This is a genomic window from Rhizobium sp. WSM409 (genome assembly GCF_057653825.1).
In genome coordinates this window covers 1,585,736-1,610,792 of record NZ_CM172794.1, presented here as the reverse complement: position 1 = coordinate 1,610,792, position 25,057 = coordinate 1,585,736, and the positions used below count along the sequence as shown (strand labels likewise).

At 61.6% G+C, this 25,057-nt stretch carries 22 protein-coding genes; 14 read left to right on the top strand and 8 right to left on the bottom strand.

Translation table 11 applies throughout. The features are described from left to right. Window positions 1–12 precede the first annotated feature (12 nt). From AC25BC_RS08110 to AC25BC_RS08095, 4 genes are read right to left on the bottom strand one after another with little or no spacing between them, the layout of a single operon-like run. A complete protein-coding gene (locus AC25BC_RS08110; protein ID WP_012757197.1) occupies window positions 13–1,011 on the bottom strand; it encodes a TRAP transporter substrate-binding protein in 999 nt (332 codons plus the stop codon). Between the two features lie 13 nt (window positions 1,012–1,024). Further along, entirely contained in the window at window positions 1,025–2,857 is a 1,833-nt protein-coding gene (locus AC25BC_RS08105; RefSeq protein ID WP_128405740.1) for a TRAP transporter large permease, read from the bottom strand. A 24-nt stretch (window positions 2,858–2,881) separates the two neighbouring features. After that, complete coding sequence (locus AC25BC_RS08100; RefSeq protein WP_128405741.1) at window positions 2,882–4,012, bottom strand: LLM class flavin-dependent oxidoreductase; 1,131 nt, start codon at window positions 4,010–4,012, stop codon at window positions 2,882–2,884. A gap of 14 nt (window positions 4,013–4,026) precedes the next feature. After that, complete coding sequence (locus tag AC25BC_RS08095; RefSeq protein WP_128439346.1) at window positions 4,027–4,905, bottom strand: ABC transporter substrate-binding protein; 879 nt, start codon at window positions 4,903–4,905, stop codon at window positions 4,027–4,029. Window positions 4,906–5,125: 220 nt separating this feature from the next. Between AC25BC_RS08095 and AC25BC_RS08090 the strand changes: the two genes are divergently transcribed. The 8 genes from AC25BC_RS08090 (at window position 5,126) to AC25BC_RS08055 (ending at window position 15,378) form a co-directional block, all read left to right on the top strand. Then, window positions 5,126–5,491, top strand: a complete 366-nt coding sequence (locus AC25BC_RS08090; protein WP_012757193.1) for an ArsR/SmtB family transcription factor — start codon at window positions 5,126–5,128, stop codon at window positions 5,489–5,491. A gap of 7 nt (window positions 5,492–5,498) precedes the next feature. Then, complete coding sequence (locus tag AC25BC_RS08085) at window positions 5,499–6,128, top strand: glutathione S-transferase family protein (RefSeq protein WP_128439345.1); 630 nt, start codon at window positions 5,499–5,501, stop codon at window positions 6,126–6,128. Window positions 6,129–6,262: 134 nt separating this feature from the next. Continuing rightward, window positions 6,263–6,850, top strand: a complete 588-nt coding sequence (locus AC25BC_RS08080; RefSeq protein ID WP_018241751.1) for an ANTAR domain-containing response regulator — start codon at window positions 6,263–6,265, stop codon at window positions 6,848–6,850. Between the two features lie 34 nt (window positions 6,851–6,884). Then, on the top strand, window positions 6,885–8,165 hold the full coding sequence (locus AC25BC_RS08075) for a CmpA/NrtA family ABC transporter substrate-binding protein (RefSeq protein WP_206641035.1): 1,281 nt from the start codon (window positions 6,885–6,887) through the stop codon (window positions 8,163–8,165). A gap of 478 nt (window positions 8,166–8,643) precedes the next feature. Next, window positions 8,644–9,912 carry an MFS transporter gene (locus AC25BC_RS08070; RefSeq protein WP_012757189.1) on the top strand — a complete coding sequence of 423 codons (1,269 nt, stop codon included), beginning with the start codon at window positions 8,644–8,646 and terminating at the stop codon, window positions 9,910–9,912. A gap of 17 nt (window positions 9,913–9,929) precedes the next feature. Further along, window positions 9,930–12,380 carry a nitrite reductase large subunit NirB gene (gene nirB, locus AC25BC_RS08065; RefSeq protein WP_128439344.1) on the top strand — a complete coding sequence of 817 codons (2,451 nt, stop codon included), beginning with the start codon at window positions 9,930–9,932 and terminating at the stop codon, window positions 12,378–12,380. A gap of 4 nt (window positions 12,381–12,384) precedes the next feature. Continuing rightward, window positions 12,385–12,720, top strand: coding sequence for a nitrite reductase small subunit NirD (nirD, locus tag AC25BC_RS08060; RefSeq protein WP_017993726.1), 336 nt, complete (start codon window positions 12,385–12,387; stop codon window positions 12,718–12,720). Beyond that, window positions 12,721–15,378: a nitrate reductase gene (locus tag AC25BC_RS08055; protein WP_012757186.1), complete on the top strand. Its 2,658-nt coding sequence runs from the start codon at window positions 12,721–12,723 to the stop codon at window positions 15,376–15,378. A 29-nt stretch (window positions 15,379–15,407) separates the two neighbouring features. Here AC25BC_RS08055 and AC25BC_RS08050 read toward each other — a convergent pair whose 3' ends face one another. Beyond that, window positions 15,408–16,085 (bottom strand): HAD family hydrolase, encoded by a 678-nt coding sequence (locus AC25BC_RS08050; protein WP_017993725.1) that lies wholly within the window; start codon window positions 16,083–16,085, stop codon window positions 15,408–15,410. Window positions 16,086–16,201: 116 nt separating this feature from the next. Beyond that, the gene (locus AC25BC_RS08045) at window positions 16,202–16,519 is read right to left on the bottom strand and encodes a hypothetical protein (protein WP_128439343.1); all 318 of its coding nucleotides are present in this window, start codon (window positions 16,517–16,519) and stop codon (window positions 16,202–16,204) included. A 210-nt stretch (window positions 16,520–16,729) separates the two neighbouring features. Here AC25BC_RS08045 and AC25BC_RS08040 point away from each other — a divergent pair, with 210 nt between their 5' ends. The 5 genes from AC25BC_RS08040 to AC25BC_RS08020 all read left to right on the top strand — a co-directional run bounded on the left by AC25BC_RS08040 (window position 16,730) and on the right by AC25BC_RS08020 (window position 22,196). Further along, window positions 16,730–17,056: a hypothetical protein gene (locus tag AC25BC_RS08040; protein ID WP_012757183.1), complete on the top strand. Its 327-nt coding sequence runs from the start codon at window positions 16,730–16,732 to the stop codon at window positions 17,054–17,056. Between the two features lie 158 nt (window positions 17,057–17,214). Beyond that, window positions 17,215–18,663, top strand: a complete 1,449-nt coding sequence (locus AC25BC_RS08035) for a cryptochrome/photolyase family protein (protein ID WP_128439342.1) — start codon at window positions 17,215–17,217, stop codon at window positions 18,661–18,663. Then, the gene (locus AC25BC_RS08030; protein ID WP_012757181.1) at window positions 18,660–19,991 is read left to right on the top strand and encodes an NAD(P)/FAD-dependent oxidoreductase; all 1,332 of its coding nucleotides are present in this window, start codon (window positions 18,660–18,662) and stop codon (window positions 19,989–19,991) included. Before AC25BC_RS08035 ends, AC25BC_RS08030 begins: the two co-directional genes overlap by 4 nt. Further along, window positions 19,988–20,839, top strand: a complete 852-nt coding sequence (locus tag AC25BC_RS08025) for a DUF1365 domain-containing protein (RefSeq protein ID WP_113547044.1) — start codon at window positions 19,988–19,990, stop codon at window positions 20,837–20,839. Before AC25BC_RS08030 ends, AC25BC_RS08025 begins: the two co-directional genes overlap by 4 nt. A gap of 97 nt (window positions 20,840–20,936) precedes the next feature. Beyond that, on the top strand, window positions 20,937–22,196 hold the full coding sequence (locus AC25BC_RS08020) for an SAM-dependent methyltransferase (protein WP_017993721.1): 1,260 nt from the start codon (window positions 20,937–20,939) through the stop codon (window positions 22,194–22,196). Here AC25BC_RS08020 and AC25BC_RS08015 read toward each other — a convergent pair whose 3' ends face one another. Together AC25BC_RS08015 and AC25BC_RS08010 are read right to left on the bottom strand one after the other, a co-directional pair. Continuing rightward, on the bottom strand, window positions 22,197–23,030 hold the full coding sequence (locus AC25BC_RS08015) for an SDR family NAD(P)-dependent oxidoreductase (RefSeq protein ID WP_012757178.1): 834 nt from the start codon (window positions 23,028–23,030) through the stop codon (window positions 22,197–22,199). A 98-nt stretch (window positions 23,031–23,128) separates the two neighbouring features. Further along, on the bottom strand, window positions 23,129–23,788 hold the full coding sequence (locus AC25BC_RS08010) for a ChrR family anti-sigma-E factor (protein WP_017993720.1): 660 nt from the start codon (window positions 23,786–23,788) through the stop codon (window positions 23,129–23,131). A gap of 226 nt (window positions 23,789–24,014) precedes the next feature. Between AC25BC_RS08010 and AC25BC_RS08005 the strand changes: the two genes are divergently transcribed. Beyond that, window positions 24,015–25,052, top strand: coding sequence for a cysteine synthase A (locus AC25BC_RS08005; RefSeq protein ID WP_012757176.1), 1,038 nt, complete (start codon window positions 24,015–24,017; stop codon window positions 25,050–25,052). Window positions 25,053–25,057 lie beyond the last annotated feature (5 nt).

Sequence of the window (25,057 nt, the reverse complement as noted above, 5' to 3'; positions counted from 1 at the left end):
TCCGCCGCTTGCTCAGGCGGCCTGGATCGATTTGATCCTGTCGATGCCGCCGACAACCGGCGCGAAATCGTCCCACACCCCCTGGGCGCCCTTCTGCCATTCGTCGAAGGCTTCCGGCTTCAAGAGTTTTCCGCCGTTGGCAAGCGCCGTCTCGACGGATTTGGATTCGTCATCGACGATCAACTGGTTGAAATAGGCAGCCCCCTCGCTGGAGGCCTGCTGGAACACCGCCTTCTGCTCGTCATTGAGGCCGGCCCAGAAGGTCGAGGCATAATAGATGACGCCGGATGCCCAGATGTGGCCGGTCTCGGTCATATCGGGCACGACCTCGTAGAGCTTGAAGCCGGCATAGGCCGACTTGGTCAGATCCATCGCGTCGGCGACGCCGGTTGCGAGCGCATTATAGGTCTCGGTGATCGGAATGCCGATCGGCGTCGTGCCGAATGCGCTCCAGAGCTTGGTGTGCAGAGGGCTCTGGATGACGCGAATGCGCTTGCCCTTGAGTTGTTCTGGCCGCGTCACCGGCTCCTTGGTCAGGAGATGGCGGGCGCCGTAATTGATGAAATCGCCGACGACGAAATTCTGCGCCTGCAGTTTCTGCTTGAGATCGGCGCCGACATCACCGGCGACGGTCCTGCGAACATGGTCGGCATCGCGGAAGAGAAAGGGCAGATCGAGGATCTGCAGTTCCGGCGCCCAGCCGGAGAGCGACGAGACCGTCGAGAGGCTGGCCTGGATGGAGCCGAGGCGCACGCCTTCGGCCACTTCCTTCTCGCCGCCGAGCGCGCCGTTCCTGACGATATTGAACTTGAACTGGCCGGGGAGTTTCGCTTCGACCAGTTCGCCGATCTTCACCCAGATCTTCGTTTCCGGCTTGTCGTCACCGAGCAGCGAGGCGATCGTGATCGTCGTCGTGCGGGCGGCGGCCGTGCGGACGAAGGCGGGCGCTGCAAGCGCCGTTCCGGCGAGAGCTGCGGTCTTCAGGAAATTGCGTCGGTTGAAATTGTCCATGGGGTTGTCCTGTTTACGAGAAGATGATGGCCCATGCGCAGAGGATTGCGAGCGAGACCAGGAGAGCGAGCAGATAGGGAACCACCGCCCGAAAGAGCTCTGAGGCGGGAATGCGCGTGACGCCGCTGACGACGAAGATCAGCATGCCGAGCGGCGGTGTGAGTCCGTGGATCATCAGGTTGACGACGATGATCACCCCGAACTGGATGGGATCGATACCGGCGGCGACCGCTGCCGGCAGCAGGATCGGGCCGAAGAGTAGGATCGCGGCGCCGATATCGAGAACGAGGCCGACGACCAGCAGGATGACATTCGACAGCAGGATGACCGTAAGCGCGCTGCCGCCGAGCACTGTCGTCAGGTGCGAGATCAGTCCGGACACGTCGTCGACCGCCAGCAAAAAGGCAAAGGGGCCGGCCGTGCCGATGAGAAGGCCGATCGCCGCCGCTTCGACTGCTGCCTGACGGAAGGCGGCATAGAGCGAGAGAATGCCGAGGCGCGCGCCGATGCCGAGCAGCAGCGTGTAGAAAGCAGCAAGAGCGGCTGCTTCCGTGGTCGTGACGATACCGATGCGGATGCCAACGACGACGATGACGCCGAGCCCGAAAGCCGGGATTGCCTGGACCGCCGATTGCCAGCGCTGTCTCGCATTTGCGCGCGGCAAGGGCACCTGTTCGCTGACCGTCAGATGGATTGCGACCGCCAGGCATATGGCCATCAAGCCGCCGGCAAAGAAGCCGCCGACGAGCAGCGAACCGACGGAGAGATTGGTCGCGGTCGCAAGGATGAGAAATGCGATCGACGGCGGGATGACATTGTCGAGAACCGATGTCGAGGCGATGATCGCCGCCGCCTGCGCCGGCCGATAGCCGTGTTTGACCAGCTCGGGCTGGAAGGTCGAGGCGCCGAAGGCGGCATTTGCAACCGACGAGCCGGAAGCGCCGGAAAAGAGGACGCTGGTCAACAGTGTCGTCTGCGCCAGCCCGGCCCGGCGATGTCCGACCATTGCGGCGGCGAAGCGCACGAGCTGGTTGGCGACGCCGGAAGCCGTGAGAAGACCGCCAGCGAGCAGGAAGAAGGGAATGGCGAGCAGCAGGAATTTCGAGACGCCGGTGACCGTCGCGGAGACGATCGCCGGCTCCGGCAGGCTGCTGCCGAAGGCGATGACGACATAGGCCGCGGCAAGAAAGGCGTGCGGCAGCGGCGCAGCAAGCACGAGGCCGACCGCGGCGATCAACCCCAGGAAGATGCTCGGCGGCCAGTCGAGATCGAGCGAGACATGCGGGATGCCGGCATAGAGCGCGACACCGACGGCAAGCGAGATCACAACCGGCAGGATCTTGCCTTCGGCGATGCGCTGCAGAAGCAGCACGACGAGGATCAGTGCGCCGCCAGCGCCGAGGAAGCCGAAGCGGATCCATTCCGGCACGCCGAGCGTCGGCGAGACGCCGCCAAGCATCGTCATGATCTCGCTGCCGCCGAAGCTCAGGATCAGCGCCGAAAGCACGGTGAAGACGTCGGCGCCGATCGGCGTGACCTTCTGCAGGCTTTCCGGCAGCATCTTGACGAAGACGTCGAGACGCATGGCAAGCGCGCTGTTGAGGCTGAGCGGCGCGCCGAGCGCGATCAGGCCCACATGCAGCCAGATGCCGAGATCCTCGGCACCGATGAAGCCGGCGCTGAAGAAATAGCGCAGGCAGACGGTGACGAGCACCATCACGAGCAGCACGGCCAGAACGACTGCCGCGGCAATGCCGAGAATCGCCTCGATCGCCCGCAGCAGGCGCGCTGCCACCCCGCTATCCGGAGCGGTTTGTTCGATCGGATGAAATTCACTGGTGGCCACAAAACTTACCTTCTGGCGAGAGGATCAGGCGCTCTTGACGGTCGAAAGATCGCGATCGAAGAGCGTCGACCAAGTGTAGTTCCGCGCCTTCGAGACTTCCCTGCTGACATCGAGCCGCGGCAGCACCTTTTCGCCGAAACGATAGGCTTCCTCAAGCAGCGGCATGCCAGAAAGAATAAAAGTATCGACGCCCGCCTTCTGATAGGCTTCGAGCGTGCGCAGAACCGTATCCGGCGAACCGACGATCGCCGTACCCGGGCCTGGCCTGACCAGACCGATGCCGGCCCAGAGGTTCGGCGCAACTTCGAGATCGCGCAGGTTTTCCGGCTTGAGGCCGCCATGCAGTGCGGTCATGCGCTGCTGGCCGACGGAATCGCTTCTTGCGACGAAGCGCTGGTTGGCGGCGATCGCCGCATCGTCCATGCGACCATAGAGATCGGCCGCCGCCTCCCAGGCCTTTTCGTCGGTGTCGCGAACGATGACATAGAGGCGGATGCCGTATTCGAGTTCACGCCCGTAGTGGGCGGCGCGCGCCTTCACCGCCTCGACCTTCTCGCCGATCTGGGCGGGCGTCTCGCCCCAGGAGAGATAGGTGTCCACATGTTTTGCCGCGACCTCCAGCGCCTTGTCCGAGGAGCCGCCGAACCAGAGCGGCGGCGGTGCGATGCTCTCGCCGACCGGCAAGGCGAGCTTGGCGCCGTCGGTCGAGAAATACTTGCCCTGATAAGTGACGCTCTCGCCGGCAAAGAGCCGGTGCCATAGCTGAAGATATTCGTCCGCCATGTCGTAGCGCTCGTCATGCGGCAGCGTCATGCCATAAGCGCCGAGCATCTTGGCGTCGCCCGAGACGACATTGATCAGCAGCCGGCCGCGGGCGAATTCCTGAAAGGTCGCCGCCATCTTGGCAAGCAATGTCGGCGCGACGAGACCGGGATGGATGGCGACGAGAAAGCGTAGCCGCTCGGTGTGGGCAAGCAGCGCGCCGGCCAGCACCCAGACGTCGTGGGCGCCGGTCGCAAACAGGGCGCCGGTGTAACCCAGATGGTCATAGGCCTGGGCAAGCTGCTTGTAGTAGCCGTAGTCGACCTGGCGAGAGCCTTCCGGCTGCCAGGGATAGGCGCCGTCGGGCGCGCACATGTACCAGAAAACGTTCATCGCCTGATTCCTTGTTATCTCGTCGTTTCCGGGCGTTTCAGCACGATGGGCTTGGAGAAATGGCCGTGACGCAGCAGCGTGTCGGCCTCTTCCTGCTGTTCGGCGATGATCTCATCGTCGATCGGAAAGACCGTGAAATCGCGCGAACGCACCACCTTTTCCCAGGCGTCGATATCCGTTCTCCCGCGGTCGCCAGATCCGCCGCGGTCGCCAGATCCGCCGCGGTCGCCAGATGCAAGAAGCCGGGCGGCGGCACGCGGATCGGCAGTGATCTCGACGCCGATCCGGCTGAGCTCGGAGACGATTGACCGGATCTCCTCCGCGGAAAGGCCGTTCCGCTCCAATGTCCAGAACAAAGAACGGTTGGGAATGGCCGCGCCACAGCGGACGATCAATCTGACGTCATCGCGCTCCAGCGCCTTTTCGAGACGCGGCGACATGGCAACCCAGGCATCGACGCGCCCTTCGAGCAGGTCCGCGAGCGAATCGCGCGCGCCGCTTTCGACCCGCTCGACATCGGGCAGGGTCATCCCCTCGCCTTCCAGGCTGCGGGCCAGGAGATAGGTGTGAAACGAACCGTCGATCAGCGAAATCCGACGACCTTTCAGTTCAGCGACGGAGCCGATCGGACTGCCGCGCCTGACGAAGACGGCGCCGTTGGCAGGGCGCGGCGCCGAGGCAGCGACATATTCGACGCCGAGCCCACGCATATCCGCCTCGATCGGCGGCGTGGAGCCCGTGCCGCCGAGATCGATGTCGCCACTTTCCAGCAGCGCCGCCGTATCGCGGCCTTCGGCATAGGAGATGAATATCGGCTGCAGATCGACGAAAGCGCCGGGCCAGAGCCGCGCGAGGCGAAGATGCAGATTGTTGGGATGAACACCAATTTTCATTCTGTGCGACCGATGACGTGGCTCCTAGTAATCAATTTACTTTTTTATAAATTGATTACTAGGAAGCGATTGTCATCGACGAGCGGAAATCGGATTGCATATTCCATAAAATCTAGAGCCAATAAAATCTTTTATCGGTTTGACCGAAGTGGGTTTCTTGGCAGTTGAAATTTCACCTCCGTCACTTTACTTTTTTATAGAACATTCAAGGACGATGCCGTTGACGAAGCCCGTTTCCTCAAGAGTCTGCCGCGATGTCGGAGCAGCCAGCGAATTGCTGAAGCTGATCGCCAATTCCAACCGCCTGGCGATCGTCTGCTACCTCATGGAGACGGAAGCCTCGGTCTCTGGGATGGAGGACGAACTCGGTATCCGCCAGCCGACGCTTTCCCAGCAGTTGAGCGAGCTTCGCGAGGCCGGTGTGATCGAAGGACGCCGCGACGGCAAGGCGATCGTCTATCGCGTCATCGATCCGCGCGTCGAGACAATCGTGCAAACTCTGCGGGACATGTTCTCTGGCCTCGACGATGTCACCGGGCGCTTCGGAATGACGAAGCTGCCGGTCGACGAAATGATGTTCGATTGAACCTGGGATGATCGACCTCTATACTTGGATCACGCCGAATGGCTTGAAGGTCTCGATCGCACTCGAGGAGTTCGGCCTCGCCTACCGCCCCCACACGATCGACATCACCAAGGGGGATCAATTCCAGCAGGATTATCTCGCCATCAATCCGGGCGGTAAGATTCCTGTTATCGTCGATCACGAGACCGGCATCACGCTTGCCGAATCCGGCGCCATCCTGCTCTACGTCGCCGAAAAGACCGGCCGCTTCCTGCCCCCGCAGGGTGCCGCCCGGCATCACACGATCGAATGGCTGATGTGGCAGATGGGCGGCTTCGGGCCGACGCTCGGCAACGCCCATTATTTCCTGACCTACAATGCAGGTGAAGCGCCGTTCGCAGAGGATCTCTTTCGCAGGGATACCCGCCGCCTGTACGAGACGTTGAACGTGCGGCTCGAAGGCCGCGACTATCTCGTCGACGATTATTCCATCGCCGACATGGCGGTCTGGCCCTGGGTTTCCCGTTTTAAGCGCCACGAGATCGACCTGAATGCATTCCCGAACGTCAAACGATGGTATCTCAGGCTTGCGGCGCGGCCACAGGTCAAGCGCGGCTATGACGTTCCCCATTTCACATCCGAAATACCGCGGCCCTGAAGACTTTGCCGACGCGGTATATTGATCCCGCCCGAAATTTCGGCAATTTGATTATTTTTTGCGCACACCTATTTTTGCACATTTTTCAGGCGAACGCCTTGCTAAATTTGCTGCACTGCGTCATGAATATAGCAATGACGCATCTCGATCTGACAATTCTGGTGATCGACGAAAATGCCATTCGCGCCTCCATCATCGAAGAAGGCCTGCGCGAGGCAGGGCATGTGCGCGTCACCGTGGTGCATGAGGTCAACGGCATCGCGCGAATCATCGAAACGCTGATGCCCGACGTGATCATCATCGATATCGAGAATCCCAACCGCGACATGATGGAGCACCTGTTCCAGCTGACGCGCACCGTCAGCCGCCCGATCGCCATGTTTGTCGATCGCTCCGACACAGCCTCGATCGAGGCTGCCGTCGATGCCGGCGTCTCGGCCTATATCGTCGACGGATTGAAGAAGGAACGCGTCAAACCGATCCTCGACATGGCCGTCAGCCGCTTCAATGCCTTCAACCGGCTACGGCGGGAGCTTGCCGATGCCCGCTCCGCGCTGGAGGAACGCAAGCTGGTCGAGCGCGCCAAGGGCATATTGATGAAGATGCGCGGCCTCTCCGAGGAAGAGGCTTTCGCCCTGCTGCGCCAGACAGCGATGAACGAAAAGAAGAAGATGTCGGAAATTGCCCAGAGCGTCGTCACTGCCGCGGGGCTGTTGATGTAATGGCCGACCTGATGAATTTCCGGAGGAAACCGGAGTGGATATGATGACAACGACCTCCAACTCCGGCGACGACATGCCGTCGCCCGTGCGGGTGAACAGCGAAGGACCGAAAGTGCTGCGGGCCGGTTTCATTCCGCTCGTCGATGCATCGGTGCTGATTGCGGCGGCGGAATTCGGCTTCGCGCGGAAGGAAGGCCTGACGCTCGATCTCGTCAAGGACGTCTCCTGGGCGAATGTGCGCGACCGCCTGGCATTCCGCCAGTTCGACATCGCCCACATGCTGTCACCGATGCCCGTCGCCTCCATGCTCGGTCTCGGCTCCAATCCCTCACCGACGATCACGCCATTTTCGCTGGGGCGCGGCGGCAACGCGATCACGCTATCGACGCGGCTCTTCGACAGGATGCGGAATGACGTGGGATTGCCGGAAACGGCAAGCGCGCTCGACAATGCCCGCGCCCTGGCAAAAACATTGGCGGCAATGAAGGCCCGCGGCGAGCCGCTGCCGACTTTCGGGGTCACCTACCCCTTCTCCTCGCACAATTACGAATTCCGCTACTGGCTGGCAGGCGGCGGCATCGATCCCGACAAGGATGTCAAGCTCGTCGTCGTGCCGCCGCCCATGACTTCGGATGCGCTGGCGGCCGGTGCGATCGACGGTTTCTGCGTCGGTGCGCCGTGGAACATGGTCGCTTCAGAGCGCGGCGTCGGCCGCATCGTCGCCGCCAAACAGGATATCTGGCCGTCGGCACCTGAAAAGGTGATCGGCATGCGGCCGGACTGGGCGGAAAGCCATCCGGAAACCGTTTCCCGGCTGATCGTGGCGCTCGACGCGGCAGCCCAGTGGTGCGATCGGCCGGAAAATCACGATGCGCTGGCGGCAGCTCTTGCCGACCCGCGCTATATCGCTGCCCCCGTCGAAATCATTCGCCGTGTGCTCGCCGGCGAATTCAGCCTCGACGCAAAGGGTAACCGCCGCATCATCGCCGATTATTTCATGTTCCATTCCGGCTTCGCCAATTATCCCCGGCCAAGCCAGGCGCTTTGGATCTACAGCCAGATGATCCGCTGGGGACAGGCCGAGATCAGCCTCAACATGGCAAGGGCCGCAGCATCCGCTTACCGCCCGGATCTCTATCGCACGGCTCTCGGTGACGACAAATCACCTGAAGATGCCGATATCCGCATCGAAGGCAGTGACGAGGGCGACCGTTTCATGGACGGCCACGTCTTCGACCCGGCGAGGCTGCCGGACTACGTCGCAGGTTTTGCCGTCAAAAGCGCCCTCGCCTTCGTTTCCGACGACGAGGTCTAACCGATGCCGGCCTGCACAAAACGCCAGCAAGTATCTGCCCGCCTCACGACAAGCGCACAAAATATTTGCATGAGCGGGTGGTGGCCCGAAAAACAAGCAGGCGGCGCGTTTCGTAAAATATCATTTGTATTCAGTGGATTGAACGCAGATCACAAAACTGGCACGCAGTTTGCATGATCTTTATTGCACCGGTCAATGGCGATCAGTGCAGAGTGAGTGATAGACGCTCGCGGAAGATACAGAGACTGCTCTTCGGTTTGAAGAGGTAGGTTTTTAGCTTGAGCAATCCGGCCAACGGATTGCTTCCAGGCAAGTGGGCCAGAAGGCCCAAGAATTCGGCGTCCAACGGCGGGCGCCACCAGCAAAGCCGCTGATCAGGATATTTTGCGCGCCTCGGGTATGCGCGTCCTGACCAGCGGCTTTTTGTTTTAACCCTCAGCGATGGATCGGCACGACCTTGTCGGGCCTCGGAGAAGTTATGTCTGTCATCGAGAAATCACAGTTCATGTCCGCCGGCGAACCAGCCAAGGCATTGTGGATCTCCACTGTAGCCTTCACCCTCTGTTTTGCCGTCTGGACGATCTTCGCGATCATCGGCATTCGCATCAAGCAGGATCTCGGCCTGAACGAGGCCGAGTTCGGATTGCTGGTCGGCACCCCCGTGCTCACCGGTTCGCTCGTGCGCATCGTCCTTGGCATCTGGACGGGGCGTTACGGCGGCCGTCTCGTCTACACGCTGACCATGCTGGCCGCCGCATTGGCGACCTTCCTGCTCTCTTACGCCCAGACTTATACGCAGATGCTGATCGCCGGCCTCGGCGTCGGCCTCGCCGGCGGCTCCTTCGCGGTCGGTGTCGCCTATGTCTCGCCTTTCTTCCCGGCTGAGAAGCAGGGAACCGCGCTCGGCATCTTCGGTGCCGGCAATGTCGGCGCCGCCGTGACCAAGTTCGCCGCTCCCTTCGTGCTGCTCGCATGGGGCTGGCAGGCGGTTGCGGAGATCTGGGCCGTCTGTCTGGCGCTTATGGCAATCGTCTTCTGGTTCACCACGACCGATGATCCGGCCTTCCGTCTCCGCCGCGAACGCCGCGCTGTCTCCAAGAGTTTCGCGCAGGAATTCGCGCCGCTGCAGAACGTTCAGGTCTGGCGCTTCTCGCTCTACTATTTCTTCGCCTTCGGAGGCTTCGTCGCCCTGTCGCTGTGGCTGCCGCGTTATCTGGTCGGCGTCTACGGCTTCAACCTGGAAACCGCCGGCATGGTCGCCGCCGCCTATTCCATCCCGGGCAGCATCTTCCGCGCCTTCGGCGGCGTGCTGTCGGATAAAAAGGGCGCGCGCAGCGTGATGTATACGATGCTTGCCGTGTCGGCCGTCGCCACTCTCATCCTTTCGCTGCCGGCTGCTTCTGGTGGCGGGGCGGGTCCGGCGTTCGGCATCACCCCTGTCATCTTCATCGTCGTCATCTTCGTGCTCGGCTTCTTCATGAGCCTCGGCAAGGCTGCCGTCTACAAGCACATTCCGGCCTACTACCCCGAAAACGTCGGCGCAGTCGGCGGTGTCGTCGGGATGATGGGCGGCCTTGGCGGCTTCATCCTCCCGATTGCCTTTGGCCTCCTCAAGGACATGACCGGCCTTTGGTCCAGCTGTTTCCTGCTGCTCTTCGCGATCGTCGTGATCTCTCTCATCTGGATGCACCTGTCCGTAAAGCAACTGTCGCGCCAAGGGCATTCGGCGCCCGTGGCTGCAACCTGATCTAAGGACCTGGAAATATGACCGAAAAACTCGTCATCATCGGCAATGGCATGGCGCCCGGGCGCATGCTGGAGCACCTCTTCGAGCAGGCGCCGGGACGCTATGAAGTTACGATCTTCAATGCCGAGCCGCGCGTCAATTACGACCGCATCATGCTGTCGCCGGTTCTCTCCGGAGAAAAGGACTACGAGCAGATCATCATTCACGGTGACGGCTGGTATATCAAGCACGGCATCATGCTCTACAAGGGCCACAAGATCGTCAACATCGATCGTGCCGCCAAGACCGTCACCTCCGACCACGGCGTCACCGAAAGCTACGACAAGCTGGTGATCGCAACCGGTTCCGTGCCTTTCATCATCCCTGTTCCCGGCAAGGATCTGCCCGGCGTCATCACCTATCGCGATCTCGACGACGTGCAGGCGATGCTGCTTGCCGCTCAGTCGCGCGAAAAGGCTGTCGTCATCGGCGGCGGCCTGCTTGGCCTGGAAGCGGCGGCCGGCCTTGCCCAGCGCGGCATGGACGTCACCGTGCTGCACGTCATGCCGACGCTGATGGAGCGCCAGCTCGACCCCGCCGCCGGTTATCTGCTGCAGAAGGCAGTCGAGGAACGCGGCATCAAGGTCATCTGCAAGGCCAATACCAAGGCGATCGTCGGCAACGGCAAGGTCGAGGGCATCGAGCTTGACGACGGCCGCATCATCCCGGCAACGCTGGTCGTCATGGCCGTCGGCATTCGTCCAAGCGTCGGCCTGGCAAAGGACGCCGGCATTGCGGTCAATCGCGGCATCGTCGTGGATGCAGGCATGCAGACCTCGGACGGCAATATTCTCGCGCTCGGCGAATGCGCCGAGGTGGGCGGCATGGTCTATGGTCTCGTTGCGCCGCTCTATGAAATGGCCCGCATCGCCGCCGCGCATCTCTCCGGCGATCGCTCGCCGGCCTTCGTTCACGCGGATACGCCGACCAAGCTCAAGGTCACCGGCATCGAGCTTTATTCACTCGGCGATTTCGCCGATGGCGACGACCGCGAGGAGATCGTGCTGCGCGATGCCAGCGCCGGCGTCTACAAACGCCTGGTGCTGAAGGACAATAAGATCATCGGCACCGTGCTTTACGGCGAAACCGCCGATGGTGCCTGGTTCAACGACCTGAAGAAGAAGGCGACCGATATTTCGGAGATGCGCGAGACGCTGATCTTCGGACAGGCCTATCAGGGAGGGTCGCCGCTGGACCCTATGGCGGCCGTTGCAGCCTTGCCGGATGACGCGGAGATTTGTGGCTGCAACGGCGTATGCAAGGGTAAGATCACCTCGACGATTTCAGGCAAGGGGCTGACGTCTCTCGACGACGTACGCGCTCACACGAAGGCATCCGCCTCGTGCGGTTCCTGCACCGGCCTTGTCGAACAACTCATGGCGCTGACGCTCGCCGACAGCTACAATCCGACTGCGGTCCAGCCGATGTGCACCTGCACCGAACTCGGCCATGACGACGTTCGCCGGCTGATCAAGGCCAAGGGTCTGAAGAGCATTCCTGCCGTCATGCAGGAGCTCGAATGGAAGACCTCCTGCGGCTGCGCCAAATGTCGCCCGGCACTCAACTATTATCTGGTCAGCGACTGGCCGGACGAATATGCCGACGACTACCAGTCGCGTTTCATCAATGAACGCGTGCATGCCAACATCCAGAAGGACGGCACCTACTCCGTCGTTCCGCGCATGTGGGGCGGCGTCACCAATTCGAATGAGCTGCGCGCCATCGCGGATGTCGTCGACAAGTTCGAGATCCCGATGGTGAAGGTCACCGGCGGCCAGCGCATCGACCTGCTCGGCATCGAGAAGGAAGACCTGCCCGCCGTCTGGGCCGATCTTGGCAAGGCGGGCTTCGTCTCCGGCCAGGCTTATGCCAAGGGCTTGCGCACGGTGAAGACCTGCGTCGGCTCCGACTGGTGTCGCTTCGGCACCCAGGATTCCACCGGTCTCGGCATCCGCATCGAAAAGTTCATGTGGGGCTCCTGGACGCCGGCCAAGCTGAAATTGGCCGTGTCCGGCTGCCCGCGCAACTGCGCGGAAGCAACCTGCAAGGATATCGGAGTGATCTGCGTGGATTCCGGTTTCGAGATCCATTTCGCCGGTGCTGCCGGCCTCGACATCAAGGGCACGGAGGTCCTTGGGCTTGTCCGGACCGAGGACGAGGCACTGGAGTATATCGTGGCGCTGACGCAGATGTACCGCGAGCAGGCCCGTTACCTCGAGCGCATCTACAAGTGGGCAAAGCGCGTCGGCCTGGAGGAAATCCGCCGCCAGATCATGGGTGATGCCGAAAAGCGCAAAGCCTATTACGAGCGCTTCGTCTTCAGCCAAAAATTTGCCCAGGTCGACCCCTGGTCGGAGCGTGTTTCCGGCAAGGACAAGCACGAGTTCAAGCCGATGGCGACGATCGGCTATCCGCAGGCTGCAGAGTAAGGAGATGGACATGAACTGGATCGCAATCGGTGACATCTCCGACATCCCGCTGCGCGGCGCGCGCTGCGTGAAGACACCGCAGGGCAAGATCGCCGTCTTCCGCACCGCCGAAAACGAAGTCTTCGCCATCGAGGATCATTGCCCGCACAAGGGCGGCCCGCTCTCCCAGGGCATCGTCCACGCTAAGTCAGTCACCTGCCCGCTGCACAACTGGGTGATCTCGCTGGAAACCGGCAAGGCGCTCGGCGCCGACGAAGGCGAGGTCCGGACGATATCGGTGCTGAACGAAGACGGCAGGCTGTTCATCGCCCTGGAAAGCCTGATGATGGCGGCGGAATAGATGGCGGCTGAGGTCAAGACCACCTGTCCCTATTGCGGTGTCGGCTGCGGCGTTGTCGCCACGGTCGATGAGGCAGGCGCAGTCAGCGTGAAAGGAGATCCGGAACATCCATCGAATTTCGGCCGGCTCTGCTCGAAGGGTTCAGCCCTTGCCGAAACCATCGATCTCGATGGCCGGCTTCTCCATCCCGAGATCGAAGGCAAACAGAGCGGCTGGGACGAGGCGCTTGATCTGGTCGCCCGCCGTTTTTCTGAAACGATCGCCGAACACGGGCCTGACGCCGTTGCCTTCTACGTCTCAGGCCAGTTGCTGACCGAGGATTATTATGTCGCCAACAAGCTGATGAAGGGCTTCATCGGCTCCGGCAATATCGACACCAATTCAAGGCTCTGCATGTCGTCTTCCGTAGCGGGGCATCGCCGCGCCTTCGGCGCCGATACGGTGCCCGGGACCTATGAGGATATCGAACTTGCGGATCTGGTGATCCTGACCGGCTCCAACCTTGCCTGGTGTCATCCCGTCATCTACCAGCGGCTTGCCGCCGCAAAGACGGCGCGGCCAAACATGCGGATCGTCGTCATCGATCCGCGCCGGACGATGACCTGCGACATCGCCGACTTGCATCTCGCCATCCGTCCTGATGGCGACGTTGCACTGTTCATGGGGCTGCTTGCCCATCTCGTGACAAGTCCGGCAATCGACCAGAATTATATCGGCGCCCATACCGAAGGTTTCGGCGACGCTTTTGCGGCCGCCGCCGCGCTTGATATCAACGATCTCCTGGAACGGACCGGCCTGCCCGCCATGCAGATCAGGGAGTTCTTCCGCCTGTTCGAGACGACGCCGAAGGTCGTGACCTGCTACAGCCAGGGCGTCAACCAATCCTCCTCCGGCACCGACAAGGTCAATGCGATCCTCAACTGCCACCTGGCGACCGGCCGCATCGGCCGCCCCGGCATGGGACCGTTTTCGCTGACCGGACAGCCGAACGCCATGGGCGGGCGCGAGGTCGGCGGTCTCGCCAATATGCTTGCCGCCCATATGGCAATCGAGAATGCCGAAGACCGGGATCGCGTGCAGCGCTTCTGGAACTCGCCCGTCATCGCAGCAAAGCCCGGCCTGAAGGCGGTCGACATGTTCCAAGCCGTAGCCGACGGACGCATCAAGGCGCTGTGGATCATGGCGACCAATCCCGTCGTCTCGATGCCGGATGCCGATAGCGTCGAAAGCGCGATCGCCGCCTGTCCTTTCGTCGTCGTGTCGGACATCCTGAAAGAGACGGATACGACCCGGCACGCAGATGTGCTTTTGCCCTCGCTCGGCTGGGGCGAGAAGGATGGCACCGTCACCAATTCCGAACGGCGCATTTCAAGGCAACGGCCGTTTCTCGACATCCCCGGCGATGCAAGGGCCGACTGGTGGCAGCTTGCGGAGGTCGGACGCCGCATGGGATTTGCCGCCGCCTTCGATTTTGATGCGCCGGACGCAATCTTTGCGGAGCACGCCGCGCTTTCCGCCTTCGAAAATAACGGCAGCCGCGATTTCGATATCGGCGCGCGCGCAGGCATAAACGGCAGCGCCTATGACGAGCTGTCGCCCTTCCAGTGGCCGCAGGCGGCAGGGACAGAACCCAGCATCACCCGCTTCTTCGCCGAGGGTGGTTTCTTCCATCCTGATGGCAAGGCGCGCTTCGTCGCGGTCAAACCGCCCGCAACCGATCGCACCAATGCCGAGTACCCCTTCACGCTAAATACCGGACGCATCCGCGACCAGTGGCACACGATGACCCGAACCGGAAAGAGTGCGCGGCTTTCCGCCCATATCGCCGAACCCTTTGCCGAGATCCATCCGCGCGACGCGATCGAGACCGGCATATCAAGCGCGGGCCTGGTCGAGATCGACAGCCCGCACGGCAAGGCAATCGTCAGGGCGCTGGTCACCGATCGCCAGGCACGCGGCGGCATCTTTGCGCCGATGCACTGGAACGACCAGTTTGCTGCAAAAGCGCGGATCGACGCGGTGGTCGCGCCGATAACCGATCCCGTTTCCGGTCAGCCGGCGTCGAAGAACGTTGCCGTCGCCGTCCGGCCCTTCCGCGCCACCCATTACGGTTTCGCCGTCTCTGCCACAAAACCCGCCGCGCCTGATGCCGCCTATTGGGCGCTGGCGAAAGCCGCCGGCGGCTGGCGGCTGGAGCTTGCCTTCGGCGAAACCGTCGAAGACTGGACGGCCTGGTGCCGCGCGGTTTTCGCCATTCCGGCCGAGATCGAACCGCTTGGTTATGCCGACCGGCAATCCGGCGACCTCAGGCTCGCCTTCTTCGACGGCGAGGTCCTGCTTGCGGCGCTGTTTCTGGCACGCGAGCCCGTCGCCGTCGCGCGCAACTGGGCGATTTCGCAGCTTTCAGCCTCGCATGGCGACCTCAGGAAACGCTTTGCGCTCGTTGCGGGTCGTCCGGGAGCAGGCAGGCCAGATCCGGGCGCCACCGTCTGCTCCTGCTTCAGTGTCGGGGTCAACCAGATCGCGGCTGCCGTGCGCGGCGGATGTCACAGCGTCGAGGCGGTCGGCAAGGAAACCAGCGCTGGAACCAATTGCGGCTCCTGCCGCAGCGAAATCGGCAGCATCATCGATCGCTGTCTTGCCGCAGCCGCGGAGTGAACCGCGCAGAAGCAAGCAGGGGAGCACTGTCAGGCCGCGTTCGGGACGATCAGCATCCTGTGATCGGAGGAGATGCGGACCGAGATCTCGTCATAGGATGAAAGCGTCGGGTGCGGCGTCTCCATCTTTTGGTGATGTGTTGCCGTGATGACCATGACATCGGCCCCCGCCGCCTCGCCGGCGGTAATGCCGGCTGCGACATCTTCGAACACCAGGCAATCCTGGGTACTGACGCCGAGGCGCTCGGCGCCCAGAATATAACATTGCGGGTCTGGTTTTCCGACCTTCACGTCCTCCGCCGTCACCATGAATCTCGGCACCGGCAGACCTGCTGCCTCCAGTCGCCGGTGAGCGAGGCGCAATGGCGAGGAGGTGACGATCGCCCAGCGATCCGGGGGCAATGAACTCAGAAAGGTCGCGGCGCCGGAAATGGCAACGACGTCGCCGACATCGACGATTTCGGCTTCGGTCACCAGCTTCGATTCATGTTCGGGATCGACTCCCGGCAGGTTCAGCCGGGTGATCGTGTCAATGCCGCGCGACCCATGCATCTTCGGCAAAAAGGTGGCGACATCGAGCCCATGGCGCCTTGCCCAGTCACTCCAAACACGCTCGGCCGCATGGATCGAATTGAGGATGGTGCCGTCCATATCGAACAGGAAGGCGGCATAGGGCTTCTCGAAGCCACGGGGCATCGGCATAGACAAAAGGCTGAATCCTTCAGGGAAAGAGTCGGACGGTGGTCGCTATCGCGATGAAACGGCAAATCATTGGGTTTTGCAAGCTTTCGGGGATGGCGGTGACGCCTCCCGACCGCCTTCACCTAAAAAGCCGCCGTACCGGAGGTCACGATCAAGTCGCAGGAAAGCCGCAGGCCGATCGGGTCGTGGCAGAGGTCGTCGGCACCATCGGCGAGTTCCAGTGCGGCCGAAACATCGGCGCGCAGGTAGGCTTGCGTCGCCGGATCGATGCGCATCGGAGCGGCGGTCCAGAGTGAGGGACGGCTGACGTCGATTGCCGAAATTTTAGCCTTGTCATTCCTGACGGCGTAGGAGGCGACCGCCATGCCACTCAGCGTCAAGGTGAGTGCAAGTACGATCTGGAGACCGAGATCTGCGGCTTCGCGAAAGGAGATGAACATAGCGGCCTCATGCCACGGTTTTTTAGTATCTCCGCATGCAAGTAGGGCATGCGCCGGCGCCGATCCAGCGACATCGCCCGTTAAGGTTTACGCATAACCATGCCGTACAGGCCGCGCGTGAATGCAGGTTTTTAGCAAATTTCGGAACAATGATTCCATCAGGCAGTTACCCCAGGGTCATCCAAGATGAAAATCCAAGGAGGATATTCCATGTCTAGATCCCTTATTGCCGCTTCGCTGCTCGCGATCGGCATGGCGTCGTCGGCTTTTGCCCAGTCTAACCCGAGTCCCATCGGGCCAACGAATGGCGGCTCGACCGATCCCGGTTCCGGCACCTATTCATCCGACTACACCAACGATGACAACGGCATTCGTCCGGTACCCGCCTCGCCGGTCGATCCGACGACGACACAGAGCATCGGCCGACCGCAGACGATGGAATGCCCCGGCATGCCGCAACAGATGTCCGGCGTCGACACGCGCGGCGGTCAGAGCGGCGCATCGATCAGCGAAGCCTGCCGCGAATACGACAACTAAGCGACAGACTTCCGCTTTCAGAAAAAGGCCGGTTCACACCGGCCTTTTTCATGCCGCCGACAGCCGTGAAAGCTTTTTTCCACCGGATGAAACTTTTGATCCGGGCGTTCCGTACATGCGTAGCGGGTTGAAAAGAACACAAGCGGGGAACGGCTTCATTGGCAAAGGACGCGGCAAAACCGGTCATCCTCTGGTTTCGCAAGGACCTGCGCCTTGACGACAATCAGGCACTCACCGCCGCCCATCGCTCCGGGCGGCCGATCATCCCGCTCTATATTAGAGAACCGGCGGCAGCAGGCACCGGTCCGCTGGGTGCTGCACAGGCCTGGTGGCTGCATCATTCACTGGAAGCGCTCAACAGGTCGCTGCAAAAGCTGAATGGACGGTTGGTGTTGGCAAGCGGCGAGGCGCTCGAAGTACTTTGCGCCTTTATCAAGGAAAGCGCTGCCGAAGCCGTCTTCTGGAACCGGCGCTACGATCCAGCCGGAATCTCCATCGACGCCCGTATCAAGCACGAACTGGAAAAGCAGGCGATCGAGGCAAGAAGCTTTGGCGGCCAGCTGCTGCACGAACCTTCCCGGCTGATGACCGGCAACGGCACGCCCTATCGCGTCTACACGCCATTCTGGCGCGCGCTGGAGGGCGGCGGCGAACCGGAGCCGCCGCTGGACGCGCCGGCAAAACTGCGGCTTGCGTCGCAACCGAAATCAGAAGTGCTGGGGAGCTGGAAGCTGCTCCCGACGAAGCCGGACTGGGCAGGCGATTTCGTTGATCTCTGGACACCCGGCGAAGAGGGTGCCCAGCAGAGACTCCACGCCTTCGTTGAAGACGCGCTCGAGGGCTACAAGGAAAACCGAGACTATCCAGCGAGGCCGGCGACGTCGATGCTGTCGCCGCATCTGGCGCTGGGCGAGATATCCCCTGCCCGCATCTGGGATGCCACACGCGGCCTGTCGCAACGCGTGCCGGCGGCTGACATCGTGCATTTTCGCAAGGAGATCGCCTGGCGCGAATTTTCCTATCACCTGCTTTTCCATTTCCCGCGTCTTGCCTCTGCCAACTGGAACGATCGTTTCGACGGCTTCGAATGGCGCAACAACAGCGGAGATTTCGAGGCGTGGCGCCGCGGCATGACCGGCTATCCGATCGTCGATGCCGGCATGCGCCAGCTCTGGCGCCATGGCTGGATGCACAATCGCGTGCGCATGATCGTCGCCTCCTTCCTCATCAAGGATCTGATGATCGACTGGCGCCGGGGCGAGGCCTGGTTTCGGGATACGCTCGTTGATGCCGATCCCGCCAACAATGCCGCAAGCTGGCAATGGGTGGCGGGCTCGGGAGCCGATGCCTCGCCATTTTTCCGCATCTTCAATCCGGTGCTGCAGGGCGAAAAGTTCGATCCCGACGGCGACTATGTCAGGACCTACGTGCCGGAGCTTCGAGAACTCGGGCCAAAATACATCCACCGGCCGTTCGAGGCGCCGAAGAGCATGCTCGACGAGGCCGGCATCACGCTTGGCCAAACCTATCCGAAACCGATCGTCGATCACGCGAGCGCCCGCAACCGGGCGCTTGCCGCCTACAAAGCAATAAGGGATGCCGCATGAACGCGCACTTCTGTCCCGCTCCCCGCCGGCTGAGGATCGCCGTCATCGGCTCTGGCATCTCGGGCGCCTCCGCAGCCTGGGCACTGTGTCAGGTGCATGACGTTACGCTGTACGAAAGCCAGGCGCGGGCGGGAGGCCATACGGCGACGGTGGACGTGGAATACGACGGGGTTCAGATTGCGGTCGATACCGGCTTCATCGTCTATAACGAACAGAATTACCCCAATCTGACGGCGCTCTTTGCCGAACTCGGCATCGCGACGCATGCAAGCGATATGAGCTTTTCGCTCTCGCTCGACCGCGGCAGACTGGAATGGAGCGGCGGCGGGCTGTCCTCAGTCTTTGCGCAAAAGCGCAACCTGCTGCGGCCCTCGTTCTTGTGGATGATCCGCGAGATCCTCCGCTTCAACCGCACCTGCCTCGAAGATCGCACCGCCGGTCATCTCGCCTCGCGCTCGATCGGCGATTATCTCGACTGGCGCGGCTTCTCGCCCGGTTTCACCAACAACTATCTCGTGCCGATGGCGGCGGCGATCTGGTCGACACCATCAGCCCGCATGCTGCAGTTTCCCGCCGAGCAGTTCGTCAATTTCTTCGATAATCACCGGCTGATCTACCGCCGGCAGCACCAGTGGCGCACAGTGACCGGCGGCAGCCGCACCTATCTCGACCGGCTGCTTCAGCCGCTCGGCGAACGCGTGAGACTTTCCTGCGGCGTGCGCGGGGTCATCCGCTCCGAACGCGGCGTCACGATCATCGACGAAACGGGCGGCGAACACCCGTTCGACAAGGTGATCTTCGCCTGCCACAGCGATCAGACAGCCCGCTTGCTTGTCGATGCCACCGATCGGGAAAGCAGGCTGCTCGCCGCCATCCCCTATCAGCCGAACCGCGTCGTCCTGCACCGCGACCAGTCGCTAATGCCGCAGCGACGCAAGGTTTGGGCCTCATGGAATTATCTCCGTTCCAGCCGTGAAGATGGAAAGGCCGACGTCGCCGTGACTTACTGGATGAACCGGCTGCAAGGCATCGACAACAGATTCCCGCTGTTCGTGACCCTCAATCCCGACCGCGAGCCGGACCCCCATAAGATGTTTGCCGAATTCACCTACGAACATCCGCAGTTCTCGGCGGACGCCATGGCTGCGCAACAGGCGCTTGTCACCATTCAGGGACAGAACAATTGCTATTTCGCCGGTGCCTGGACGGGATACGGATTTCACGAGGATGGACTGGTTTCCGGTCTGGCGGCGGCAGAAGCCTTGGGCGGGATCATACCCTGGCGGACGGCCCGAACCTGGGAACCTCAACCGGACGTGGCGGCATGACAGGGCTCGGCGAAAAGCGTGGCATGAACGCGGTGGCCAACGGCCCTCCACCGGATGCCGCCGCAGGTCTCTATGTCGGCGAGATCATGCATCAACGCATGAAACCCTTCGGCCATCGCTTCCGCTACCGTGTCTTCTCGCTGCTTGTCGATCTCGACAGGCTGGACGAGGCTGGCCGGCTATCGATGCTGTTTTCCGTCAACGGGCGCAATCTCGTCTCGTTCCAGGAAAAGGACCACGCCGAAACCAGAAATACGTCGCTGCGCGCCTATGCCGACCGGCTGCTCGCCGAGGCGGGGCTCGACCGCGCCGACAGGATCCTGCTTGTCTGTTATCCCCGCATTCTCGGCTATGTCTTCAATCCGCTTTCCGTCTATCACGCCTATGATGCCGCTGGCGCAGTCATCGCGATGATCTACGAGGTGCGCAATACTTTCGGCGAGCGGCACAGCTATGTCTGTCCCGTCGGCCGTGGCGAGATGTCGGAAAGCGGGCTTCGCCAGAGCTGCGACAAGCTCTTTCACGTCTCGCCCTTTATCGGCATGGCGGCGCGCTATCATTTCCGCATGCTGCCGCCCGGTAAAGAGATCCGCTGGCGCATCCTTGAAACAGATAGTGAAGGACCGCTGCTCTCGGCGACATTTTCCGGACGGCAGGTGCCTTTGACAAACGCTTCGCTGCTGGGCTTGACGGCGCGCATACCCATCCTCACTTTCAAGATCATGACCGGAATTCATTGGGAAGCACTCAAATTGTGGCTGAAGGGCGCGCGGTATGTCAGGCGTCCTGCGCCCCCACCTGAAGTCAGCGTCCGCCAAACCCGCCCGCTTGCGGAAGCGGCGGAATGACATTAGCGTTCGATGCAATGGCCGGGGGGCGGCTGCGTGTATCATCAAGGGTGGCTTCGTCCCTAACCGGCAGGAAAATGCTGGAGGAGGAAGAGAAATGAGCAAGGCGCAGGACTGGAATCTGCTGGCTCGTGATGCTGTGACGCTGACGGCCGAAAACATGTCCCGCATGGTGAAGGGTCTGCCCTTCAAGGCAAAGCTGGCGCTGCGCGGACTTCTGCATATGCAGCACGGTTCGCTTGCCGTTACCCTTCCCGACGGCCGCAGGCTGCTGGTCGAGGGCAAGAAGGCCGGGCCAAAGGCGGCGCTCAGCCTCCACAACTGGAACCTTGCCTATCGAGCGCTGACGAGCGGCACGATCGGGGTCGCCGAAACCTATATGGACGGCGATTGGGACAGCCCTGATATCGCCGCCTTCCTCGAACTCTTCCTCGTCAACGGCGAGGCCGTATACAGCTATGCGCATGGCAAGGGCGGTCTTGGCCGCCTGTTCGAGCGCGTCCGCCATTGGATGAACACCAACACCAAGACGGGCTCGAAGCGCAACATTTCCGCTCATTACGATCTCGGCAACGATTTCTACAGGGAATGGCTCGATCCGAGCATGACCTATTCTTCTGCACTCTATTCGACCGGCGCCAACGATCTGCAATCGGCCCAGAACGCCAAATACCGGGCGCTTGCCGAGGCGACCGGCATCGGGCCCGGCGATCATGTGCTGGAGATCGGCTGCGGCTGGGGCGGGTTTGCCGAATTTGCGGCGAGTGAGCTGAACTGCAAGGTGACGGGGCTGACGATCAGCCGCGAGCAGCTCGCCTTTGCCGAGGAGCGCATTCGCAAAGCCGGCCTCGATGACCGCGTGGAATTCCGCTTTCAGGATTACCGCGATGAGGCAGGGCTCTACGACCGGATCGTCTCGATCGAGATGTTCGAAGCGGTCGGCGAGAAATACTGGCCGTCCTATTTCTCCAAGCTCAGGCAATGTCTGAAGCCGGGCGGCAAGGCTGGGCTGCAGATCATCACGATCAAGGACGAGTCCTTCGACCAGTATCGCAGCAACCCCGACTTCATCCAGAAATATGTCTTTCCCGGCGGTATGCTGCCGACGCGCAATCATCTGGCCGAACTTGCCGGCAAGGTCGACCTGTCGCTGGTCAAGGACTTCGGCTTCGGGCTCGATTACGCCCGCACGCTGGCCGAATGGCGCGAGCGTTTCTGGTCGGTCTGGGAACGCATCCGCCCGATGGGCTTCGACGAGCGTTTCAAGCGGCTCTGGGAATTCTATCTGTTTTATTGCGAGGCCGGCTTCCGTGCCCGCAATATAGATGTGCGCCAAGTCGTGTTCTCGCGCCGTTGATCATTCCGCCGCATGCGGTGTCACCGGGTGGCGACCAGCCGATGGCGGTCGCTCCCGCCAGCCGGTCACGCGGTTCACCAGCGTGAAATAAGCGCTGTAGGGGAGCAAGCGCGCGAGCTTCAGCATGGTGGTGAAGCGCTTCGGAAACGTGATCTCGAAGGCCTGCGATTTCAACCCGGCGGCAATCTCCCGGGCGGCCTCCTCGACCGATACCAGCGACGGCATCGGAAAGGCATTCTTCCTCGTTGCCGGCGTATCGACAAAGCCCGGGCAAACGAGCTGGATGCGGATGCCCATCTTGTCGAGATCGAATTTCAGGCTTTCGGCCATATTGATCAGCGCCGCCTTGGTAGCACCATAGGCAGCCCCCGTCGGCAGGCCGCCATAACCGGTGACGGAGGAAACGATGGCAATTTGTCCCTGCCCCTTCGCCTTCATATGGCGGATCGCCGGCAGCAGACAGTTGACGACGCCGGAGAGGTTGACGGCAAAGCTCTTCTCGAAATCGGTGCGATTCAGATCCTCGGCATGGACAGGCAGGTAGACGCCGGCATTGAGGATCGCCATGGCGAGCGTGCCGTGCTCATATTCGATGGAGGCCATGACATGTTCCATGTCCTCGGCATCGGTGACGTCGCCGTCGAGCACAATGATACTGCCCGAGAGGCCATTGGCTTCGGCTTGCAGTTCGACAAGCTTTTCGTGGCTTCTGGCCGTGACGGCGACCTTGTATCCTTCGCCGACGAGCCTCAGTGCAAGCGCCCGGCCGATGCCTGAGCTCGCGCCCGAAATCCAGACGATTCCATGTTCGGGATGGGCAATGAAGTCACGCATGACATGTTCCTCCGGGCTGCCTGATCAATGCGAAAACAGGTCCGGAAGTTCCTCAACCCCGCCGGATTTACGGCTCTATCACACCATTGTGGCTGCTTTCAGCCGATCAAGTCGCCGATCATCTGACGAAAGGATCCGGTGAGCTTGACCGGTCCATCCGAGACGGCAAAGGCGATGCAAGGCCTGTCCTTTTCGGCTACCGGCCGGTGGTCGACCGTCTCGTCGGCAATGGAGATGTCGCCGGGACCGAAACGGCCGCGTTCATCGTTGAAGGCGCCGTCGAGAATGAGGATCAGTTCCATGCCTTTGTGGGTGTGCGCCGGCAAGGCTCGGCCCGGCCGGATCCACATCAGGCTGACCTCGCAGCCGTCCATGTCGAGCGAATATTCCCTGAAACCGGGCAACCGCCGACGCCAGCGAACGTCCTCGGCCTCGAAGCCCAAGAGATTGCGCAACGCTTGGGGAAACAGCGCGTTCTCCGGCCGCGCGGCCGTCTGCGGCGCCGTGACGGGAGACGCAGAGGAAAAGATCGCCGCAAGCCGCCCGTCGCGATCGGCAATGGCGACTTCAGGCGCGTTTTCCAGAGCTTCGCCGGCCAGCAGCTCGAGGCTGTTCACCAGGCTGCGATTATCCGGTTTCATTTCGAGATGAGACTGCACCAACACACGCGCCGGCTCGGGCAAGGAGCCGGCAACATAATGCGCCATCAATGCATCGATCGTGTCGATCTGCTCGTGAACCATGTCGGTTTTGGTCACGCCCTGTTGCCGCGCTCCGTTTTCGCTTTGTCGTCATCCGTACGGGGAAAGTCAATCTTCGGATCACCTCTCACACCGCTGGATTGCCAGCCATGCGTCATTTCGGGGGAGGAAAGCCAAATTTTATCGCGTCCGACAGAGGTGTGGAATAGCTTTTCTTGCCAACTCAGCCTTGTGAAGGGAAAAGACCGTTCCTAAAGTAAGAGTTCGAATAGAGGCAGATTCCATGACCTTCCACCCCTCCGTCCTTGAAGCCATCGGCAACACGCCCCTAATCAAACTCAAGGGCGCCTCAGAGGTGACCGGCTGTACCATTCTTGGCAAGGCGGAGTTCCTGAACCCCGGCCAGTCGGTGAAGGATCGGGCCGCGCTCTACATCATCCGCGACGCAGAGCGGAAGGGATTGCTTCGTCCGGGCGGCGTCATCGTCGAGGGTACGGCCGGCAATACCGGCATCGGGCTGACGCTGGTCGCCAAGGCGCTCGGTTATCGTACCGTCATCGTCATCCCGGAAACGCAGAGCCAGGAAAAGAAAGACGCGCTGAAGCTGCTCGGCGCCGAACTCGTCGAAGTACCCGCCGTTGCCTACAAGAACCCGAACAACTACGTGAAGGTGTCCGGGCGGCTGGCAGAGCAACTGGCGAAGACCGAGCCGAACGGGGCAATCTGGGCAAACCAGTTCGACAACGTCGCCAACCGTCAGGCGCATATCGAAACAACCGCCAAGGAAATCTGGAAAGACACCGACGGCAAGGTCGACGGCTTTGTCTGCTCGGTCGGCTCCGGTGGCACGCTGGCAGGTGTGGCGGCCGGCCTCAAGGCTTTCAGGTCTGCCGTCAAGATCGGCATCGCCGATCCCGATGGCGCTGCTCTCTATGAATTCTACCAGAACGGCGCGCTGAAATCCGAGGGATCCTCGATCACCGAGGGCATTGGCCAGGGCCGCATCACCGCCAATCTCGAGGGTTTCACGCCTGACTATGCCTATCGGATCTCGGATGCCGAAGCGCTTCCCTATCTCTTCGACCTTGTCGAGAACGAGGGCCTCTGCCTTGGCGGCTCGACGGCGATCAACATTGCCGGCGCGGTCAATCTCGCCCGGGACCTTGGACCTGGTCACACGGTGGTGACGATCCTCTGCGATTACGGCAACCGCTATCAGTCCAAGCTCTTCAACCCGGACTTCCTCACCTCGAAGGGGCTGCCCGTTCCGGGCTGGATGGCCAAGTCGCCCGATATCCACGTTCCCTACGAGCCCGTGTGAGACCC

Bases quoted from the DNA above. Each gene is read 5' to 3' on its own strand.
- AC25BC_RS08055 (WP_012757186.1), top strand. From the start codon at position 12,721: ATGGCGGCTGAGGTCAAGACCACCTGTCCCTATTGCGGTGTCGGCTGC.
- AC25BC_RS08085 (WP_128439345.1), top strand. From the start codon at position 5,499: ATGATCGACCTCTATACTTGGATCACGCCGAATGGCTTGAAGGTCTCG.
- AC25BC_RS08095 (WP_128439346.1), bottom strand. From the start codon at position 4,905: ATGAAAATTGGTGTTCATCCCAACAATCTGCATCTTCGCCTCGCGCGG.
- AC25BC_RS08100 (WP_128405741.1), bottom strand. From the start codon at position 4,012: ATGAACGTTTTCTGGTACATGTGCGCGCCCGACGGCGCCTATCCCTGG.
- AC25BC_RS08005 (WP_012757176.1), top strand. From the start codon at position 24,015: ATGACCTTCCACCCCTCCGTCCTTGAAGCCATCGGCAACACGCCCCTA.
- AC25BC_RS08040 (WP_012757183.1), top strand. From the start codon at position 16,730: ATGTCTAGATCCCTTATTGCCGCTTCGCTGCTCGCGATCGGCATGGCG.
- AC25BC_RS08025 (WP_113547044.1), top strand. From the start codon at position 19,988: ATGACAGGGCTCGGCGAAAAGCGTGGCATGAACGCGGTGGCCAACGGC.
- AC25BC_RS08015 (WP_012757178.1), bottom strand. From the start codon at position 23,030: ATGCGTGACTTCATTGCCCATCCCGAACATGGAATCGTCTGGATTTCG.
- AC25BC_RS08080 (WP_018241751.1), top strand. From the start codon at position 6,263: ATGACGCATCTCGATCTGACAATTCTGGTGATCGACGAAAATGCCATT.
- AC25BC_RS08020 (WP_017993721.1), top strand. From the start codon at position 20,937: ATGAGCAAGGCGCAGGACTGGAATCTGCTGGCTCGTGATGCTGTGACG.
- nirD (WP_017993726.1), top strand. From the start codon at position 12,385: ATGGACATGAACTGGATCGCAATCGGTGACATCTCCGACATCCCGCTG.
- AC25BC_RS08070 (WP_012757189.1), top strand. From the start codon at position 8,644: ATGTCTGTCATCGAGAAATCACAGTTCATGTCCGCCGGCGAACCAGCC.
- AC25BC_RS08030 (WP_012757181.1), top strand. From the start codon at position 18,660: ATGAACGCGCACTTCTGTCCCGCTCCCCGCCGGCTGAGGATCGCCGTC.
- AC25BC_RS08110 (WP_012757197.1), bottom strand. From the start codon at position 1,011: ATGGACAATTTCAACCGACGCAATTTCCTGAAGACCGCAGCTCTCGCC.
- AC25BC_RS08045 (WP_128439343.1), bottom strand. From the start codon at position 16,519: ATGTTCATCTCCTTTCGCGAAGCCGCAGATCTCGGTCTCCAGATCGTA.
- nirB (WP_128439344.1), top strand. From the start codon at position 9,930: ATGACCGAAAAACTCGTCATCATCGGCAATGGCATGGCGCCCGGGCGC.